Annotated in this window: 18 protein-coding genes and 1 pseudogene; 9 read left to right on the top strand and 10 right to left on the bottom strand. The window is 60.3% G+C overall.

Annotation, left to right across the window (positions count from 1 at the left end; translation table 11 throughout):
* The first annotated feature begins 9 nt into the window (after positions 1-9).
* Together J2X66_RS10150 and J2X66_RS10145 are read left to right on the top strand one after the other, a co-directional pair.
* The gene (locus J2X66_RS10150) at positions 10-1,107 is read left to right on the top strand and encodes an amino acid ABC transporter permease (protein ID WP_310263702.1); all 1,098 of its coding nucleotides are present in this window, start codon (positions 10-12) and stop codon (positions 1,105-1,107) included.
* 10 nt (positions 1,108-1,117) lie between these two features.
* Positions 1,118-1,882 (top strand): amino acid ABC transporter ATP-binding protein, encoded by a 765-nt coding sequence (locus J2X66_RS10145; RefSeq protein WP_310263701.1) that lies wholly within the window; start codon positions 1,118-1,120, stop codon positions 1,880-1,882.
* 142 nt (positions 1,883-2,024) lie between these two features.
* On the opposite strand, the pseudogene J2X66_RS10140 reads toward J2X66_RS10145, so the two are convergent.
* A pseudogene (locus tag J2X66_RS10140) lies at positions 2,025-2,380 on the bottom strand (transposase).
* Between the two features lie 211 nt (positions 2,381-2,591).
* Between J2X66_RS10140 and J2X66_RS10135 the strand changes: the two are divergent.
* Together J2X66_RS10135 and J2X66_RS10130 are read left to right on the top strand one after the other, a co-directional pair.
* On the top strand, positions 2,592-3,251 hold the full coding sequence (locus J2X66_RS10135; protein ID WP_310263698.1) for a FadR/GntR family transcriptional regulator: 660 nt from the start codon (positions 2,592-2,594) through the stop codon (positions 3,249-3,251).
* Entirely contained in the window at positions 3,241-4,551 is a 1,311-nt protein-coding gene (locus J2X66_RS10130) for a CynX/NimT family MFS transporter (RefSeq protein WP_310263697.1), read from the top strand. Before J2X66_RS10135 ends, J2X66_RS10130 begins: the two co-directional genes overlap by 11 nt.
* Position 4,552: 1 nt before the next feature.
* Here J2X66_RS10130 and J2X66_RS10125 read toward each other — a convergent pair whose 3' ends face one another.
* The 7 genes from J2X66_RS10125 to J2X66_RS10095 form a co-directional block, all read right to left on the bottom strand.
* Positions 4,553-5,203 (bottom strand): DUF1120 domain-containing protein, encoded by a 651-nt coding sequence (locus J2X66_RS10125; protein ID WP_405046764.1) that lies wholly within the window; start codon positions 5,201-5,203, stop codon positions 4,553-4,555.
* Between the two features lie 78 nt (positions 5,204-5,281).
* Entirely contained in the window at positions 5,282-5,905 is a 624-nt protein-coding gene (locus tag J2X66_RS10120) for a DUF1120 domain-containing protein (RefSeq protein ID WP_310263694.1), read from the bottom strand.
* A gap of 82 nt (positions 5,906-5,987) precedes the next feature.
* A complete protein-coding gene (locus tag J2X66_RS10115) occupies positions 5,988-7,124 on the bottom strand; it encodes a DUF1120 domain-containing protein (protein ID WP_310263693.1) in 1,137 nt (378 codons plus the stop codon).
* Between the two features lie 10 nt (positions 7,125-7,134).
* Entirely contained in the window at positions 7,135-9,600 is a 2,466-nt protein-coding gene (locus tag J2X66_RS10110; RefSeq protein WP_310263691.1) for a fimbria/pilus outer membrane usher protein, read from the bottom strand.
* A gap of 117 nt (positions 9,601-9,717) precedes the next feature.
* On the bottom strand, positions 9,718-10,434 hold the full coding sequence (locus tag J2X66_RS10105) for a fimbria/pilus chaperone family protein (protein WP_310263689.1): 717 nt from the start codon (positions 10,432-10,434) through the stop codon (positions 9,718-9,720).
* A 49-nt stretch (positions 10,435-10,483) separates the two neighbouring features.
* Positions 10,484-11,104, bottom strand: coding sequence for a DUF1120 domain-containing protein (locus J2X66_RS10100; protein ID WP_310263687.1), 621 nt, complete (start codon positions 11,102-11,104; stop codon positions 10,484-10,486).
* A 66-nt stretch (positions 11,105-11,170) separates the two neighbouring features.
* Positions 11,171-11,800: a DUF1120 domain-containing protein gene (locus J2X66_RS10095; protein ID WP_310263685.1), complete on the bottom strand. Its 630-nt coding sequence runs from the start codon at positions 11,798-11,800 to the stop codon at positions 11,171-11,173.
* A 352-nt stretch (positions 11,801-12,152) separates the two neighbouring features.
* Here J2X66_RS10095 and J2X66_RS10090 point away from each other — a divergent pair, with 352 nt between their 5' ends.
* The 4 genes from J2X66_RS10090 (at position 12,153) to J2X66_RS10075 (ending at position 14,797) form a co-directional block, all read left to right on the top strand.
* On the top strand, positions 12,153-12,785 hold the full coding sequence (locus tag J2X66_RS10090; protein WP_310263683.1) for a response regulator transcription factor: 633 nt from the start codon (positions 12,153-12,155) through the stop codon (positions 12,783-12,785).
* Between the two features lie 157 nt (positions 12,786-12,942).
* A complete protein-coding gene (locus J2X66_RS10085) occupies positions 12,943-13,413 on the top strand; it encodes a nuclear transport factor 2 family protein (protein ID WP_310263682.1) in 471 nt (156 codons plus the stop codon).
* A 39-nt stretch (positions 13,414-13,452) separates the two neighbouring features.
* A complete protein-coding gene (locus J2X66_RS10080; protein ID WP_310263680.1) occupies positions 13,453-13,773 on the top strand; it encodes a GIY-YIG nuclease family protein in 321 nt (106 codons plus the stop codon).
* An 88-nt stretch (positions 13,774-13,861) separates the two neighbouring features.
* A complete protein-coding gene (locus J2X66_RS10075; RefSeq protein WP_310263678.1) occupies positions 13,862-14,797 on the top strand; it encodes a glutathione S-transferase family protein in 936 nt (311 codons plus the stop codon).
* 56 nt (positions 14,798-14,853) lie between these two features.
* On the opposite strand, the gene J2X66_RS10070 is transcribed toward J2X66_RS10075, so the two are convergent.
* Both J2X66_RS10070 and yejK read right to left on the bottom strand, forming a co-directional pair.
* Complete coding sequence (locus tag J2X66_RS10070) at positions 14,854-15,204, bottom strand: glutaredoxin family protein (RefSeq protein ID WP_310263675.1); 351 nt, start codon at positions 15,202-15,204, stop codon at positions 14,854-14,856.
* Complete coding sequence (gene yejK / locus J2X66_RS10065) at positions 15,204-16,208, bottom strand: nucleoid-associated protein YejK (protein ID WP_007944833.1); 1,005 nt, start codon at positions 16,206-16,208, stop codon at positions 15,204-15,206. The genes J2X66_RS10070 and yejK overlap by 1 nt, the downstream gene beginning before the upstream one ends.
* 394 nt (positions 16,209-16,602) lie before the next feature.
* Here yejK and J2X66_RS10060 point away from each other — a divergent pair, with 394 nt between their 5' ends.
* Positions 16,603-16,884 (top strand): HU family DNA-binding protein, encoded by a 282-nt coding sequence (locus tag J2X66_RS10060; protein ID WP_007905514.1) that lies wholly within the window; start codon positions 16,603-16,605, stop codon positions 16,882-16,884.
* Positions 16,885-16,904 lie beyond the last annotated feature (20 nt).

The raw sequence follows: 16,904 nt of genomic DNA, 5'->3' as shown, positions 1-16,904 counted from the left end.
GAATCGCGCATGAGTACTCATACTTTCAAACCCGACATGCCTCCACCGAGCAGTAGCATCGGTGTGATTGCATGGATGCGCGCGAACATGTTCTCCAGCTGGCTCAACACCTTGCTGACCCTGTTCGCGTTCTATCTGATTTACCTGGTGGTGCCGCCGATCCTGCATTGGGCAATCCTGGACGCCAACTGGGTCGGCACCACTCGCGCCGACTGCACGAAGGAGGGCGCCTGCTGGGTGTTCATCCAACAGCGCTTCGGCCAGTTCATGTACGGCTACTACCCGCCGGAACTGCGCTGGCGCGTCGACCTGACGGTGTGGCTGGCGGTCATCGGTATCGCACCGTTGTTCATCTCGCGCTTTCACCGTAAAGCGGTGTATGGCCTGAGCTTCCTGGTGCTGTACCCGATCATTGCCTACTTCCTGTTGCATGGCGGCATCTTCGGCCTGACCAGCGTGGCGACCAGTCAATGGGGCGGCTTGATGCTGACCCTGGTGATCGCCACCGTCGGTATCGCCGGCGCTTTGCCACTGGGGATTGTCCTGGCACTGGGGCGTCGTTCGAACATGCCGGCGATTCGCGTGGTCTGCGTGACCTTCATCGAATTCTGGCGTGGCGTGCCTTTGATCACGGTGCTGTTCATGTCGTCGGTGATGCTGCCGTTGTTCCTGCCCGAAGGCATGAGCTTCGACAAGTTGCTGCGGGCGCTGATCGGCGTGATCCTGTTCCAGTCGGCCTACGTCGCCGAAGTGGTGCGCGGTGGTCTGCAAGCGATTCCAAAAGGTCAGTACGAAGCGGCTGCCGCGATGGGCCTCGGTTACTGGCGCAGCATGGGCCTGGTGATCCTGCCGCAAGCCCTGAAGCTGGTCATCCCCGGCATCGTCAACACCTTCATTGCGCTGTTCAAGGACACCAGCCTGGTGATCATCATCGGCCTGTTCGACCTGCTCAACAGCGTCAAACAAGCCGCTGCCGACCCGAAATGGCTGGGCATGGCCACTGAAGGCTATGTGTTCGCGGCCCTGGTGTTCTGGATTTTCTGTTTTGGTATGTCGCGCTATTCCATGCATCTGGAACGCAAGCTCGACACTGGCCACAAGCGTTAGGAGTTCTGTAATGAGCGAAGCAATCAAGAAGCCTGTGAGCCCTGAGGGCATTATTCAGATGCAGGGCGTGAACAAGTGGTACGGCCAGTTTCACGTGTTGAAAGACATCAACCTGAACGTGAAGCAGGGCGAGCGTATTGTGTTGTGCGGCCCGTCGGGTTCCGGCAAGTCCACCACCATCCGTTGCCTCAACCGACTGGAAGAACACCAGCAGGGTCGCATCGTGGTTGATGGCGTGGAGCTGACCAACGACCTCAAGCAGATCGAATCGGTCCGCCGTGAAGTCGGCATGGTGTTCCAGCATTTCAATCTGTTTCCGCACCTGACCATCCTGCAGAACTGCACCCTGGCGCCAATGTGGGTGCGCAAAATGCCCAAGCGTCAGGCCGAGGAAATCGCCATGCATTACCTGGAGCGCGTACGCATTCCGGAGCAGGCGCATAAATTCCCGGGGCAACTGTCCGGTGGCCAGCAACAGCGTGTGGCGATTGCCCGCGCGCTGTGCATGAAACCGAAAATCATGCTGTTCGACGAACCGACTTCGGCACTCGACCCCGAGATGGTGAAAGAGGTACTGGACACCATGATCGGCCTGGCTGAAGACGGCATGACCATGCTCTGCGTAACTCACGAAATGGGCTTCGCCCGTACCGTGGCCAACCGCGTGATCTTCATGGACAAGGGCGAAATCGTCGAACAGGCCGCGCCGAACGACTTCTTCGATAACCCGCAGAATGATCGGACCAAGATGTTCCTGAGCCAGATTCTGCATTGATTGGCACTTGGCAGTGAAATAAACCCGGACAGTGTTCCGGGTTTATTTTTGCCTGATGAAATGCTCCAACTGCTAACTGCCCAACCTGTAGGCGCCGGCTTGCTGGCGATGGCGGCATAACAGCCGCTACCGAGTCTTCCGGCTATAGCCATTTGGCATCCCACAATGGGTAATCGTGCACGCGAGTGACAAGCCCCGCTTGCAGATCCTCTTCACGGCGAATCGCACGGTCGTGGAAACCTCTCTGCCATACCACCCCTCTGCGCTTCAGCCGCACGTTTACCGCCCGCGCGCCGCTCGATTTGGTTGCCAGCACCCTCGGGCATCGCCCCATTCTTCGGTATGCGCCTGACGAAAGTGGTCAACCACCAGACGTCCTGTCCGCCAGTCAGTAAAAAACGGGGTGCGATTCCAGGTGACAACCGTCAGCAGATAAATTTGGCCGGTTTGGGAATAGCGGCCGACGCGCAAGCGATTGGCATGGGGAAGATCTGGCATTCCATTGCCCTCCTGTGTTTTTGAAAGAAACAAAAGGCTAGTGCGCAATAGTAAGAGGCGTTGCCAAAGTTCAGTTCCGAATGTGTCGGCACGATCGCCATAGCCAGCAAGCCGGCTCCTGCAGGTTTGCGGTGAATCCGTTGCCTTGTCCGGCTAAGCTAATTAACATGTCAGAAAATTCATCCTATGATTGGATGAAAGGGTGAATTACATGTCAGACATTTCTCCATTGACCAAGCGATCCTTGGTCGACCAAGCGCTGGACCAGCTACGCCTTCGCATCACGCAAGGTGTCTGGGTCGTCGGCCAACGACTCCCCACCGAGCCGGAACTGGCGACCGAACTGGGCATCAGCCGCAATACTGTGCGTGAAGCCATGCGCGTGTTGGCGTTTTCCGGATTGATCGAAATCCGTCAGGGCGACGGCAGCTACCTGCGGGCCGTCATCGATCCGCTGGACACCATGAAAGCGCTGTCCCGCTGCTCCCACGAGCAGGCCCGTGAGACGCGGCACATCCTTGAGGTCGAAGCCATCGGTCTCGCGGCACTGCGCCGAACAGATGAAGACCTGGTGGCCTTGCGCGAAGCGCTCGGCGTCAGCGGCAGCCATTACCACGGCGATCTCGACAGCTACATCGCCTGCGACCTGGTGTTCCACCGCCGTCTGGTGGATGCCGCGCACAACCCGACACTGAGCGAGTTGTACCGCTATTTCTCCAGCGTCGTCGGCGCGCAATTGCGCCAGACCCTGAACATCACCCCCCGACGCCAGGAGGTGTTCGACCTGCACATCGAACTGCTGGACGCCGTCGAACAACGTGACCCGGAGCGGGCCAAAGCCCTGTCGAGGCAGTTGATCAATGAACCTTGAAACCGAGAAATCCATGTCCAGCAGCGATAGTGATCTCACGCAATCCAAGCGCACGGCGGAGCTCGAAGAGTTGCTGATCGACGCCGAAGCGGATGATGAGCAAGTCCAGCAACGTCACCCGGTCCTGCGTCGGCCATGGCTGTTGTTGCTGGGTCTGATCCTGGTGGCGCTGAACTTGCGTCCGGCGCTGTCGAGCATGGCGCCGATGCTCAGCGAGATCTCGAAGGCCCTCGGATTGTCTGCGGCCCAGGCCGGTTTGCTGACGACATTGCCGGTGCTCTGCCTCGGCCTGTTCGCCCCTCTGGCACCGGTGCTGGCGCGCCGTTTTGGCGCCGAGCGTGTGGTGTTGGGAATTCTGCTGACGCTGGCGGGCGGGATCATTTTGCGCAGTTCATTTGGCGAGATCGGCTTGTTTGCCGGTAGCGTGCTGGCGGGTGCGAGCATCGGCGTGATCGGTGTGTTGTTGCCAGGCATCGTCAAGCGCGACTTCCCGAAACAGGCCGGGACCATGACCGGTGTCTACACCATGGCGTTGTGCCTGGGCGCCGCGATGGCCGCCGGCGCCACCGTGCCACTGAGTGAGCATTTCGACCAGAGCTGGGCCATGGGCCTGGGCTTCTGGGTGCTGCCGGCGCTGGTCGCGGCGATCTTCTGGCTGCCGCAAGTGGGTGGCCGGAAACAGGGCGCACACAACGTCGCGTACCGCGTTCGCGGACTGCTGCGCGATCCGCTGGCGTGGCAAGTGACGTTGTATATGGGCCTGCAATCGTCTTTGGCGTACATCGTGTTCGGCTGGTTGCCGTCGATCCTGATCGGTCGCGGTCTGACACCGGTCCAGGCCGGTCTGGTGCTGTCAGGATCGGTGATCGTCCAGTTGGCCAGTTCTCTCGCGGCGCCTTGGCTGGCGACACGCGGCAAGGATCAGCGACTGGCCATTGTGGTGGTGATGCTGATGACCCTTGGTGGTCTGTTCGGCTGTCTCTACGCACCGATCGAAGGCCTGTGGGGCTGGGCGATTCTGCTCGGTCTGGGGCAGGGCGCTACCTTCAGCCTGGCGTTAACCCTGATCGTTCTGCGCTCGCGGGACTCGCATGTCGCGGCCAACCTGTCGAGCATGGCCCAAGGGTTCGGCTACACCCTGGCCTCGATGGGCCCGTTCGCGGTCGGCATCGTGCATGACTGGACCGGCGGCTGGACGGCGCTGGGCTGGATCTTCGGCGTCATTGGCCTCGGCGCAATCGTGGCGGGTCTCGGCGCCGGACGTTCACTGTACGTGCAGGTGGTCAGCGAAAAAGTCTGAACTACAGGTAAACAACGTCCAGGGTCGCCGAACCGTCGAGTTGCACTTCGGCACTCAGGTCCAGCTCGGAGGTGGGCGCGATGACGGTTTCGACCGTCACCCGGCTGGTCAGGTTGCGGATGGCTATCGGGCCGGCGCTGCTGCCTGCGCTGTCGGTAAAGCCGAGATAGCTTCGGGAGCCAATCGGGATGGCCCGGCTGTTCGACGGGCTCCAGGCTTTGCCGCCCGTGGTCGAGTCGGTTCGATAGACCTGCATCAGGTCGTCCACCACCGTGCTGGCCGGATCGAAGTTCAGCGAATACAAGCCGATTTTATTGTGGCTGTGGTCGTGGTTCAGGCCGTAGTAAATCTCGCTGTTGACGATGGCCGAGCCGTCGCGGTTGTCGCGCATCAGCAGGGCAAAACGCGTGGGCGCATTGCACTGGATGTCGAGGTCGAGTGTCTGGTCGCGCAGTCGCGTGCGTTTGTCGACACTCAGATCCTGCCGAGAGATTTTTCCGTAGTCGACGAGGCCGCCGCTGGACAGGTTCGGTGTGCAAGCGTTCGGGGTGATGAGGCCACTGACCGTCAGGTCGGTTGATGAGGTGGCGAAGGTGAGCGGTGACGTCAGGACGATGAACGCCATGGTCAGAGCGTGTGGAGTTTTTGTCATGAAACAGGTTTCGCTTTGTCTGGTGAGCGGAATCAGTCCTTGCCCGAAGCATGACCTCGGGCAAGGTCGGCTACGGGGTTATGGGTAGGCGATGGTGATGGTGGCCGAGCCGTCGAGAGCAACTTCGTTGGTCAGGTCCAGAGAGTCGGCGCGGGCGATTTGAGTCGATACCCTAAGGTCGGCCAGCAGATCCTTGATGGCAATCGGCGTGGTGGGGCCCCCTGCAGCGCCAAATGCCGAGAGCTGGTTAGGCGACACAACGGGGCTGGCGAACCAGGTATTTCCATTGGTAGCGGACGACAATGACTGGACGGCAACACCATCTGCAATGGGAGTCCTGATGCGTACAACGTAACCGCCAAGCTTGCGATCACCATTGATAAAGCCCAGTCCGAAGTCGTTGTTGTCATCACTCGTTCCGGACCTGTTATCGGTCGGTAATAACCTGAACGCGGTCGCTGCGTCACAGCTCACGGTGAGCTGCAGTGTCTGCCAAGGCAGTGTCGTGGGTTTGTCCTGATTCAAGTCTTTGGCTGAAAGCTTGCCATGATCGACGATCCCACCACCGGAAAGCGTCGGCGTGCACGCCGACGGGGTGATAGCGCCAGTCACCGTCAAATCTGTGCTTGAAGCCGCCAGTGCATAAGGTGCAACGCCAATCAGCGCAGTGGCGGAGAGTGCTGCAAAGTACTGTTTAATCATTGTTTACTCACTTCTCAGGTTGTGCCCTGTCTGCCCCGAGACGCTCGAGTGCGCCCCGGATCCAGCAGGATCGGGTTGGGTGTTACAGGTAAATAATCTCGATCGTCCCCGCGCCATCGAGGTCGATGGCGCTGCTCAGGTCCAGGCTGTTGGTGGGGGCGATGACGGCGTCGACGGTCACCGTGGTGCTCAGGTTCTGGATCAGCACCGGGCCGGCGCCGCTGCCGGCGTTGTCGGTAAACGCCAGGTAACGGCTTTTGCCGATGGGGACCGGGTTGGCGCTGCCGGTGCTCCAGGCCGTGCCGGCGCTGCTGGACTCGGTTCGATAGAGGCGGGCGAAGCTGTCGGCATGGGCGTCGGCCGGGTCGATGTGCAGTGAAAAACGGCCAATCCTGTTACCGCGGCTGTCCTTGCCCAGGCCGTAGTCGATCTCGCTGTCGAGCGTTGCCGAGCCTGAGCGATTGTCATGCATGATCAAGGCGAGGGACGTCGGCGCGTCGCAGCCGACCATCAGCGTCAACGACTTGGGCGGCAGGCGTGTGTCCTTGTCGGCGTGCAGGTCTTTTTTCGACAGGGTGCCGAAGTCGACCACACCGCCGTTGGACAGCACGGGTTCGCAGGCCGCCGGAGCGAATCGGGCGCGCAAGGTCGCCTCACGGGTGAGTCCGGCGACGTCGAATGCCCCATAGGCTTCCCAGGTCACCGCGTCACGCACCTGCATGCCTTGCTCTTGAACCCAGGCCGTCAGCTCAAGCTGCGCCGAGAAACTGCGCCCCTGCACCGGCACGCCGGCCTGCACCGGGACGACCCCATGCTCCGGTCGCCAGATCAGGCTCGACGCCGTTTCTGCCGGTGGCTGTCCGGCTCCGGCAATCAACCCGATGTCGACCGATTGGCCATCGAGCACGGCATCGCGAATACGCATCTGATAGCTGCCGCGCTCAGCAAAGTGAAAGCGTCCGGCGGTCGCGGCCATCGCCCGGTAGAACAGGCTCATGTCGATGGGCTGCGCGCAGCTCAAGGTCAGGCTGAACTGGCGTTCACCAAGGTTGCGTTCCGATGCCGCATCAGGCCGTATCGACCGGTTCATCAGCCCGTAATCAAGCACCGGCTGGCTCAGGTTGAACTGGCAGTCGTCCGTGGACGCCGAGGCCAGTGGCGTGAATCCGCTCAGTGCCAGGGGGGCGAGGGTCAATAGCAGGTAGCGAGACAGGGTCATGAAGTCATTCTCAGAGTGCTTGGCACTTGGCAGGGGCGGTTTCGTAGTACGCGTTGGCGTCGGCGTCGGTTGGCAGTTCGAAGCGCAGTTCGCAGCGCTCCAGCCCCGGCGCGCTGATCCACAGCGCACGGCGGTCGAGAGCATTGGGCAAAAACACCAGGCCGCCGTCCTGCACCAAGGTCACGAATTCGCCATCCGCGGTGTTCACGGAGGCACCGCGCGGCAGGGGCGCGCCGTTGGCGGTAGTGGCCTTGAGCAAGGCCCGACGGGTCATCGTGATGCCGAATTCAACGTTGTCGACGGCGCCGCGACCGGCCGAAATCACCGCCACGCCGTTGTTAATGTCAGCGTTGCGGGGCAGGGTTTTGGTGTCGACTTCCACCGGGCTTTTGCCGTAAGGCCTCACTTGCGGGATCACTGCCTGACCTTGCCAGTCGGTCCACACCGGACCGCTGGGCGTCGACACTTTGATGGAGCCCATGTCACCGACCGACAGCAACGCAAAAGTGTCGCTTACCGGGTACGGCGACAGCGTCACGCCACCGCCGTGCAGCACGGCGCCACCGCGAGCGCTGGCCTGGTAGCTGGAGCGCTCGGCATCTGCGCGGGTGTAATTGAGATCGAGCTGGGTGTAGCGCGGGAGCAGCGAAACGCCGGCCGTGGATTGCACCTGTTTATCGCGCGTGTCGTGTTCCACGCCAACCCGGTAATCCAGTTGATCGTTGACCCGTTCACTCAAGCCCACGCCGCTGCGGTATTCGCCGGCGGAACGGCGTACCCAGCTGCGTGCCCGGCGGTTTTCGCCCAGCGGAATGCTGAGGTTAAGGTAGACGCTGTCATCGTTGCCGTTCGAACCGCTAAGCTGCCATTCGGCGGTCGCCGAGACGGATACGCCAGCGATGCTGGTGCCCCAGGACGCGAGTGCGCGGCTGCTGCTTTGACCGTCGAACGAACTGGACCGGCTGAAGCCGCTGCTGAAGGCGCCGAGCCATGGATGCGACCATGACAGGGCCGCGCTTTGCTGATCGCGGTAACGGGATTGGCTGTTGTCGGACGTGTTGGCGAACACCGCCTCTTCCAGTTCCCGGTAGCCCTGGGTTCGGTAAGAACTGCCGGCATTGAGCGCCCATTGTTCGTTCAACCGATGCGAGACGCTCAGGTCAACTTGAAGTCCCTGACTGGCTTGTCTGCCGCCGGCGTCTGCGCCAGTCAGCGTGGCTTGCACCTGGGTGACAGGCGCGGGTGACAGGCCGACGCTGGCACCCGCCGCGCGATAGTCGGCGGCACCGGTCAGGCCGGCGCTGAGCGACATTTGCGGGGTGAACGCACCGCTCCAGCCGCCGCTGATGACCCAGGGATCGCCACCCTGCGCGTCACCCACATTGCGCACCTGACCGGCACCCAGCGAATAACCGGGCGCTGGCAAGTCGACCCCCAACATCGCGGCCGGCACGGTAAAACTGCGCTCGCTGCCATCGGTCTCCTTGATCGTGACTTCCACGTCGGAGCGCGTGTTGAGGCGCCGCACATGGGTGAGCACGAACGGGCCGGGGGGGACCACCGTGGAATGGATCAGCGAACCGTTTTGCCGGACCTCGACCTGGGCCTGACTGTTGGCGATCCCTTCAATGACCGCGCTTTGCCCTTCGACCTGCAGTGCTTGTTCATTCAGCACTTGCACGCCGGTGATCTGCGCGCCGGCGAGCACTGGGTTGTAGAGGTTGATCTGACCCGCCTGCAGCACTGCCTCCTGGCTGGCGAAAGTCCGCTGGGCGTAAGCCGCAATATGACTCGTTGTGGACACATCGTCCTGCCAGGTCTGCACCTGACGGCTGCGCACGATCCAGTCACCGGCATTGAAGCCGAGTTCGGTGTTGGCCGAGGCGTAGCGGCTGGTGCTGTCGGCAGAACGGCTGTGCAAACCGGTGACGTCGTAGTTGATCAAACCGGCGACACCACCGGTTTGATAGCCGGAAAAATCCCGGGCACTGGGGCGTATTGCGTCGGTGGGTACGATCAACGACAGGGCAAGGCTCGCGGGGTCGGGTTCGATGACGGTCTGCGGCGCGCTGCCAAGAAAATCGTGGCATGGGCCATCGTCCAGCAAACGATCGGGCACCTTCAGGTTCGCTGCATCGAGCAGTGCGCGATCGAAGCACAACGCACGTTCGCGATCGAACGTGATATCGACCCGGCCATGGCGCTGGCCGTTGACGATGAGCGTGACCGGGTGGCGGCCGGCCGTGAACTGCGGCGCCTGCATCAGCAGCGTCGCCAGCGCCGGATCGATGCCGCGCTGCAGTAATGTATCTTTGTCGAACGACGCGGGCATCGACACGTCACCATAGGCGTCGGGCATCATCAGTGCGTTGCTCAGCAGCAACGCCAATGTGGTTCGCTGCCATGGGTGAGGGCGAGCGCCGTCCCGGATAACGGGCACGGCTTCGCCATCACGGTAATTCGATACTGTGTTCATCAGGATCACTTGGGTTATTGCGGCGTGCGGTTACAGGCGCGCCTGTGGCAACGGCCAAGTGGCCGTCGCCTTGAAACATTGGCGCTCATCGTTCCTTGATGAAGCCGTCAGGGTGGTTCAGGACTGGATGGGCGCCTCGTAATGCGGCACTGCAAAGCCGTAGACCGTCGCCGGTTGAAAACGCACCTGCGAGGCGGCGCCCTCGGCGACCTTGATGCTGATGTGCTCACCGGGCAGCACGTAGGTTTTAGGCAGCATCGCGTTGCCCGCCGCTGGCAACAATTGCACTTCCTGGCCCAGACGCACCACATAAGGCGTGTCGTTGCGCACGGTCAGTTGACCGTCCTTCAGCGACCACTGCAGGTCGGTCCATGGCGTGCGATTGGGGGCCAGGCCTTTGGGGTGCAGGATCACCGGCAAATTCTGGCGCACGGTCACGCCCACCCGTGCCTGCCCCGCCTCGGCGGCGGCTTTGCCTTGGGGGATACCTTCGAAGATCACGCGCTTCAAACGCTGAGTGAGCAGAGGCTTTTCCGATTGCAGAATGAACCGCACCAATTGAGTTTTACCCGCTTCGACGCGCGCCAGTGGTGGGGTCACGAACACCAGTGACTCCCTGTCTTCGGCAATGTCTTCGAGGGTGATGTGCATCAACGCCAGGTTGGCATCGGTGTTGGTCACGGACACCGACGCTTCGCCGTCGGCCTCGTTGATGATGACCACCGAAGTGTTCGGCACCATGCCGTCGGCCTGAGCGTGTGCGGTCAGCAGCAGGGTGAATGCGCCGATGCCAGAATGGAACAGATGACGGGTGACTTTGGAAAACATCGTCATGACGTGTCTCGTTGATTGTTCGAAAAATGGAGCCGGGAACTCCGGTCGATCAGTAATTCAGTTGCACGGTGACGTACCCGTCGATGGGGATTTCATCGGTCAGCGTCAGGTCATTTGCGCGCACGATGGTGGTGAACGCCGTGAGCCGTGCGCGCAAATCCTTGATGGCGATCGGTGTGCCGAGGTCGTTCAATGCCGCGAACGCGGTCTGGCCGGCGTGCCCCAGGTAAGAGGACACTCGCCAAGTGGCACCGTCGTTGAGGGAAATGATGGTTTTCACCGCAACCCCATCGGCCACCGTATCGAACAGGCCCAGTGCAACGCTGCCCAGGTTCTGGTCGCCGTTGATGACGCCCAGCCCGTGACTATTGGGGTGAATGGCGGACGTGCCTTCGCGGTTGTCGATCGTCGTCAGGGTAAACGGCGTGGCGGCATCGCAATTCACCTCCAGATACAGCGTGCCGTTTTCCAGGGCCGTGGGCTGGTCCGGCCTCAGGTCTTTCACCGTGACTTTGCCATGGTCGACGACGCCGCCGCCGGACAGGCTGGGTGTGCAGGCGCTGGGGGTGATCAGGCCGGTGACGCTCATTTCTGTGCTGCTGGAGGCGAGGGCCATGGGGGCGCAGACGAGCAACAGAGGAGCCAATAGAGCGAAGGAGCATCTTTCCATGATGGGTCGTCCTTTGAGTGAGCGGGCAACGCTGTGTGCCAGACGTTGCTCGTTGATGACGGAGGGTTACAGGTACTTGATCTGGAGGGTTGCGGAGCCGTCGAGTGTGACTTCATCGGTCAGGGTCAGGCTGTTGGCGGGGGCGATGCCGGTACGCACATGGAGATCAATGTTCAACTCCTTCATCGCGATGGGCGCAATGACGGCACCCTGAGCACCGACACTCCAGATGTTGTTGGCCCCCCAGAATGCTGTAGACCCTTCCTTAAGCCAGGTCTCGCCGCCATCAGTGGAGAGAATGGCTTGAGCGTAGGTGCCGTCCGCCATCACATTGCGTGGAACAACGCGAAAGTTGCCCAGCTTTTCGTGGGTATTGATCAGCCCCAGGCCAAAGTAATTGCCTGCAGTGCTTGTGCCTGCACGGTTATCAATCGGGTTTATGGCAAACGGCGTAGCCGCATCGCAGCTCACAGTCATTTGCATGATTATTTCAGGCAAGTAAGTGTGTTTGTCGGGGTTGAGGTCTTGTACGGAAAACTTGCCGTGGTCGGCGATACCGCCCCCGGCCAGTACTGGCGTGCATGCATTCGGAGTGATCAGACCTTTGACGGTCAGGTCCGTGCTGGAGGCAGCGAAGGCGGATGAGGAAACGGTCAGCAGCAAGGCCGCGGTCTGAAGGGATAAACGCGTGTTCATGTATGGCTCTTCCTTGATGAGCGATGATTGGGAGTTGCCCTATACGGACAGGGCGCAATCTATCGGTCGAGGTCGCCATGCGGAATGCAACTAATACGAAAACGGAGGGGTTGGTGTATGAAAGAGTGATGCAGACTAAAAATCGCCCTGCTGCGTAGCGTTATCTGTAGTCCTTCTGTGTAGCCGATGTAGCTTTTAAATGTAGGGCAGTTCCTTTTGTTTCGTGGGAGAAAGACCTGGCCCCCGATTACATTGGGTGAGGTGGTTTTACGCTCGGGAAAGGGCGTTGTGGTAGGACCCGGACGGCGCTATTTTTCGCGCATTCCAGTCACCTAACAGGATAAATCCGACAATGCGCGTAATCATTGCTGACGACCATCCAGTCGTTCGTATCGGCATGCGAATGCTCGTCGATCTGAACCGGACATGTGTGGTGGTAGGGGAGGCGGATGGTCCCGACAGTTTATTGAGTCTGCTGTGCACGACGCCTTGTGATCTGTTGATCACCGACTTTTGCATGCCGGGCAACCTGCAGGCCGATGGGCTGAAAATGCTGAGCCGGGTGCGACGTGGCTACCCGACGATGCCGATCATTCTGGTCACGATGTTTGCCAGCGTCACCACGCTGAGGGCGGCGTTCGCACTGGGCGTGGTGGCGATCATCGACAAAGGCGCGTCGGCGAAGGAACTGCCCCTGGCGATCAAGTCGGTGGGTGAAGGGCGCCGTTATATCAGCGAGTTGTTGCGCACCGCGCTGCTTCAGGCTGACGCGCAGGGGCAGTCGAGTTCCGCTGTGCTTTCCGCAAAAGAGCACGAAGTGGTCAGAATGCTCGCCAGTGGCATGACCGTCAGTGAGATCGCCGGTCACTTCAAACGTAGCGTTTCGACCATCAGCAAACAGAAAAGCATGGCGATGCAGCGGCTGGGTATTTCCACGGATGTGGATCTTTTTGCCTATGCCCGTGAGAGTGGGATGGTGCATTAGGGGGCGTTCTCAATTAGTTTTCCCGCCGCGCCTGGTCTGCTGTTGCGCAGGGCAATGCACTCGGGCAGTCCCGATATTCCCGCCACGAATGCCCATGGTATTCCCCGTCTTTGCAGACTATCGTGCAGGCAATCCTTCAAACGTCCGGAGCCTGCTCATGAGTGATGCCCACCGCACATTGATCACCCAGTTCTACCAAGCCTTCCAGCGGCTGGATGCCGAAGCCATGAGCGCCTGTTACACCGACGACGTGGTGTTCAGTGATCCGGCGTTCGGCGAACTGCGCGGTCGCGACGCGGGCGACATGTGGCGCATGCTCACCACTCGGGCCAAGGACTTTTCCCTGACCTTCGACAACGTGCGGGCCGACGAGCGCACGGGCGTTGCGCACTGGGTCGCGACGTATCTGTTCAGCCAGACCGGCAACGTTGTGGTCAACGACATTCAGGCACGCTTCGTGTTTCGCGACGGCAAGATTTGCGAGCACCACGACAGCTTCGACCTGTGGGCCTGGTCGCGGCAGGCGCTGGGTTTCAAAGGGCTGATTCTGGGGTGGACGCCTCTGGTCAGAAACGCCGTTCGTGCTCAAGCCCTAAAGGGGCTGAAGGCATTCCAGGCCAGTCGCTGATAAGATCGCGGCTTGTTTCCTACAAGCCATGATCGTCACGTGAGCACCCTCAGCGAATCTTCCGACATTGCCGCCGAACCCGTGCTGCCCGCCAGCAAACCCTGGTTCGTCTATCTCGTTCGCGCAGCCAATGGTTCGCTTTACTGCGGCATCAGCGACGATCCCGTGCGCCGCTTCGCCACTCACCAGAGCGGCAAGGGGGCGCGGTTTTTCCTCTCCAGCCCGGCCGTGGCGCTCGTCTACACAGAAGTCTGTCGCGATAAAAGCGAAGCGCTGCGCCAGGAACGGCTGATCAAAAAACTCCGCAAAAGCGCCAAGGAATGTCTGGTCGCGAGCGCCGCTGCGGGCTTATCAAACTGACTGATAAGTTCCTATCAGGCAGATCTGTAGGCCGCTTGTCGATTGCGCGCTAAGCTGCGGGTTCCTTCTTCGTGCGGCGGAACCGAGCATGTCCGAGTTGATTCTTCATCATTACCCGACGTCCCCTTTTGCCGAAAAGGCCCGCCTGTTGTTGGGCTTCAAGGGGTTGTCCTGGCGCTCGGTGCACATATCGCCGGTGATGCCAAAACCCGATCTGACTGCGCTGACCGGTGGCTACCGCCGCACGCCAGTATTGCAGGTCGGCGCGGATATCTATTGCGACACGTCGTTGATTGCCCGCCGCCTGGAACAGGAAAAAGCCTTGCCGGCGTTTTTCCCGGAAGGCCAGGAAATGATTGCCGCGACCTTTGCGTCCTGGGCGGATTCGGTGGTGTTCCAGCATGCGGTCAGCCTGGTCTTTCAGCCGGAATCGGTGGCGGTGCGTTTCGGCAAGTTGTCGCCAGAGGCGATCAAGGCATTCCTCGCCGACCGCGCCGGGTTGTTCAGCGGTGGCAGCGCTTCCAGGCTGTCCGCCGAGCAGGCGAAACATCAATGGCCGACGATTATGGCGCGGCTAGAGCAACAGCTGCAGCGCGAGCAGGGTGATTTCCTGTTTGGCGAACCGTCGATTGCCGACTTTGCCTTGGCCCATTCGCTGTGGTTCCTCAAGGCAACGCCGGTGACTTCTCCGCTGGTTGATGCCTATCCGGCTGTGTCGGCCTGGTTTGGGCGGGTGATGGGTTTCGGGCATGGTGCGTCCAGCGAGATGACGTCTGCGCAGGCACTGGAGGTGGCGCGTAATGCCACGCCGGCTGCATTGCCGGATGAGCAGTTCGAAGAACCGAACGGGTTTGAGCCTGGCCAGCAGGTGAAGATCGCGGCCGTTGATTACGGCGTTGATCCGGTGGTGGGTGAATTGCTGTTTGCGGGCAGCGAGGAGTTGATCCTGCGCCGTGAAGACGAGCGTGGCGGCGTGGTGCATGTGCACTTTCCGCGCTTTGGGTTCCGCATCGAAAAACACTGACGCCCAACTTCCTTGTGGCGAGGGAGCAAGCTCCCTCGCCACAGGGATTGGATAAGTTATTTCAGTGCGGCAAGGATTGCGTCCGGGTCATACCCGCGAATCAGTGTCCCGTTCACGTCGATGATCGGAATCCCGCCACCACCCAACGCCTCGTACGCCGTGCGCGCCTCGGTATCTTTCTCGATATCGAATTCCTTGTACGGAATGCCTTTCTGATCGAGAAAGCGCCGTGTCAGTTTGCAGTAGCCGCACCAGTCGGTGGCATAGAGCACGACGTCGGCCTTGGCCTGTGTCTGCTCAGACACGACTTGCGAAGGGTTGAACACCCGCTCGATCTTGCCCCAGTTCTGGTAAACCACAACGACCAGCAGAATCAGCAGGAATTTCTTCAGGATGCCGTTCAGCATCAGTTGCGTCGCTTGAGCTGGTCGGTCAACTGAGTCGGCAAGCCCTTGATGATCAGCGTACCGGCTTCTTCGTCGTACTCGATCTTCGAACCCAACAGGTGTGCTTCAAAGCTGATGGACAGGCCTTCCGCACGGCCGGTGAAGCGGCGGAATTGATTCAGGGTGCGTTTGTCTGCCGGGATCTCTGGCGACAGGCCGTAATCCTTGTTGCGGATGTGATCGTAGAACGCTTTCGGACGCTCTTCGTCGATCAGCTCCGAGAGTTCTTCCAGGCCCATCGGTTCGCCGAGCTTGGCCTGGCTGCTGGCGTAATCGACCAGGGTCTTGGTTTTCTCGCGGGCGGATTCTTCCGGCAAATCTTCGCTTTCCACGAAGTCACTGAACGCCTTGAGCAGGGTGCGGGTTTCCCCCGGGCCGTCGACGCCTTCCTGGCAGCCGATGAAGTCGCGGAAATACTCCGAAACCTTTTTTCCGTTCTTGCCTTTGATGAACGAAATGTACTGCTTGGACTGTTTGTTGTTCTGCCATTCGGACACGTTGATCCGCGCGGCCAGGTGCAATTGACCCAGGTCCAGGTGGCGGGACGGGGTCACGTCCAGCTGATCCGTCACTGCAACGCCTTCACTGTGGTGCAGGAGGGCGATTGCCAGGTAATCGGTCATGCCCTGCTGGTAATGCGCGAACAGCACGTGGCCGCCCACTGAGAGGTTCGACTCTTCCATCAGCTTTTGCAGATGTTCCACAGCCACCCGGCTGAATGCCGTGAAGTCCTTGCCGCCCTCGAAGTATTCCTTCAGCCAGCCGCTGAACGGGTGCGCGCCGGATTCGGCATGGAAGAAACCCCAGGCCTTGCCTTGCTTGGCGTTGTAGCTCTCGTTGAGGTCGGCAAGCATGTTCTCGATGGCGCTCGACTCGGCCAGTTCAGAGTCGCGGGCGTGAAGAACTGCGGGCGTGCCGTCGGGTTTTTTGTCGATCAGGTGGACGATGCAATGACGGATCGGCATGGGCTTCTCGGCTGATTGAATAGAGGAGGGCGTGCTCCCCGAAAAAGTGCCAAGTGTACCGCAACCACTGGTTTTGGCGCGGCATGAAGGGTAAATCCGGGGCGACCGGCGGCGCTTATGGGGTTTTTTCCCGTTTTAGAGCAATAAAGCTGACCAAATGGGTAGCTAGAGGCGGATATTTCCCCGTCTCTGTGCTAGTTTTGCCCCGTCTTGCGCGAAGTCACTGCGTTAAGCGTGCATTCAGCATTTGTCAGGTCGAACCAAACCCTGATTTCGGTATCTATAACCCCGATCCAGTGGTTATTGGCCGAGGGTGCCAGATCCAGAAGATCGGGCTCGATGGCTGACACTGCACTCTGCAATCCATATGAATTTGATAGGGAAGGAACACTACATGGCTCTTACTAAAGACCAACTGATCGCCGACATCGCTGAAGCTATCGACGCGCCAAAAACCACCGCGCGTAACGCTCTGGACCAACTGGGCCAAATCGTTGCTGATCAGCTGGAAAACGGCGGCGAAATCACTCTGCCAGGTATCGGCAAACTGAAAGTGACTGAGCGTCCTGCCCGTACTGGCCGTAACCCTTCGACTGGCGCTGCCATCGAAATCGCGGCCAAGAAAGTTATCAAGCTGGTTGTGGCCAAAGGCCTGACCGACGCTGTTAACAAGTAAGACTTAAAAAAACCGTGCTC

It is taken from the genome of Pseudomonas sp. 3296, assembly GCF_031456615.1.
In the GTDB taxonomy this organism is placed as follows: domain Bacteria; phylum Pseudomonadota; class Gammaproteobacteria; order Pseudomonadales; family Pseudomonadaceae; genus Aquipseudomonas; species Aquipseudomonas mucoides.
The sequence above is the reverse complement of the archived record's forward strand: the minus strand, read 5'-3'. Positions and strand labels throughout refer to the sequence as shown.

Coding starts and splice junctions, on each gene's coding strand:
- J2X66_RS10150 (WP_310263702.1), top strand. CDS start 10: ATGAGTACTCATACTTTCAAACCCGACATGCCTCCACCGAGCAGTAGC.
- J2X66_RS10145 (WP_310263701.1), top strand. CDS start 1,118: ATGAGCGAAGCAATCAAGAAGCCTGTGAGCCCTGAGGGCATTATTCAG.
- J2X66_RS10135 (WP_310263698.1), top strand. CDS start 2,592: ATGTCAGACATTTCTCCATTGACCAAGCGATCCTTGGTCGACCAAGCG.
- J2X66_RS10130 (WP_310263697.1), top strand. CDS start 3,241: ATGAACCTTGAAACCGAGAAATCCATGTCCAGCAGCGATAGTGATCTC.
- J2X66_RS10125 (WP_405046764.1), bottom strand. CDS start 5,203: ATGACAAAAACTCCACACGCTCTGACCATGGCGTTCATCGTCCTGACG.
- J2X66_RS10120 (WP_310263694.1), bottom strand. CDS start 5,905: ATGATTAAACAGTACTTTGCAGCACTCTCCGCCACTGCGCTGATTGGC.
- J2X66_RS10115 (WP_310263693.1), bottom strand. CDS start 7,124: ATGACCCTGTCTCGCTACCTGCTATTGACCCTCGCCCCCCTGGCACTG.
- J2X66_RS10110 (WP_310263691.1), bottom strand. CDS start 9,600: ATGAACACAGTATCGAATTACCGTGATGGCGAAGCCGTGCCCGTTATC.
- J2X66_RS10105 (WP_310263689.1), bottom strand. CDS start 10,434: ATGACGATGTTTTCCAAAGTCACCCGTCATCTGTTCCATTCTGGCATC.
- J2X66_RS10100 (WP_310263687.1), bottom strand. CDS start 11,104: ATGGAAAGATGCTCCTTCGCTCTATTGGCTCCTCTGTTGCTCGTCTGC.
- J2X66_RS10095 (WP_310263685.1), bottom strand. CDS start 11,800: ATGAACACGCGTTTATCCCTTCAGACCGCGGCCTTGCTGCTGACCGTT.
- J2X66_RS10090 (WP_310263683.1), top strand. CDS start 12,153: ATGCGCGTAATCATTGCTGACGACCATCCAGTCGTTCGTATCGGCATG.
- J2X66_RS10085 (WP_310263682.1), top strand. CDS start 12,943: ATGAGTGATGCCCACCGCACATTGATCACCCAGTTCTACCAAGCCTTC.
- J2X66_RS10075 (WP_310263678.1), top strand. CDS start 13,862: ATGTCCGAGTTGATTCTTCATCATTACCCGACGTCCCCTTTTGCCGAA.
- J2X66_RS10070 (WP_310263675.1), bottom strand. CDS start 15,204: ATGCTGAACGGCATCCTGAAGAAATTCCTGCTGATTCTGCTGGTCGTT.
- yejK (WP_007944833.1), bottom strand. CDS start 16,208: ATGCCGATCCGTCATTGCATCGTCCACCTGATCGACAAAAAACCCGAC.
- J2X66_RS10060 (WP_007905514.1), top strand. CDS start 16,603: ATGGCTCTTACTAAAGACCAACTGATCGCCGACATCGCTGAAGCTATC.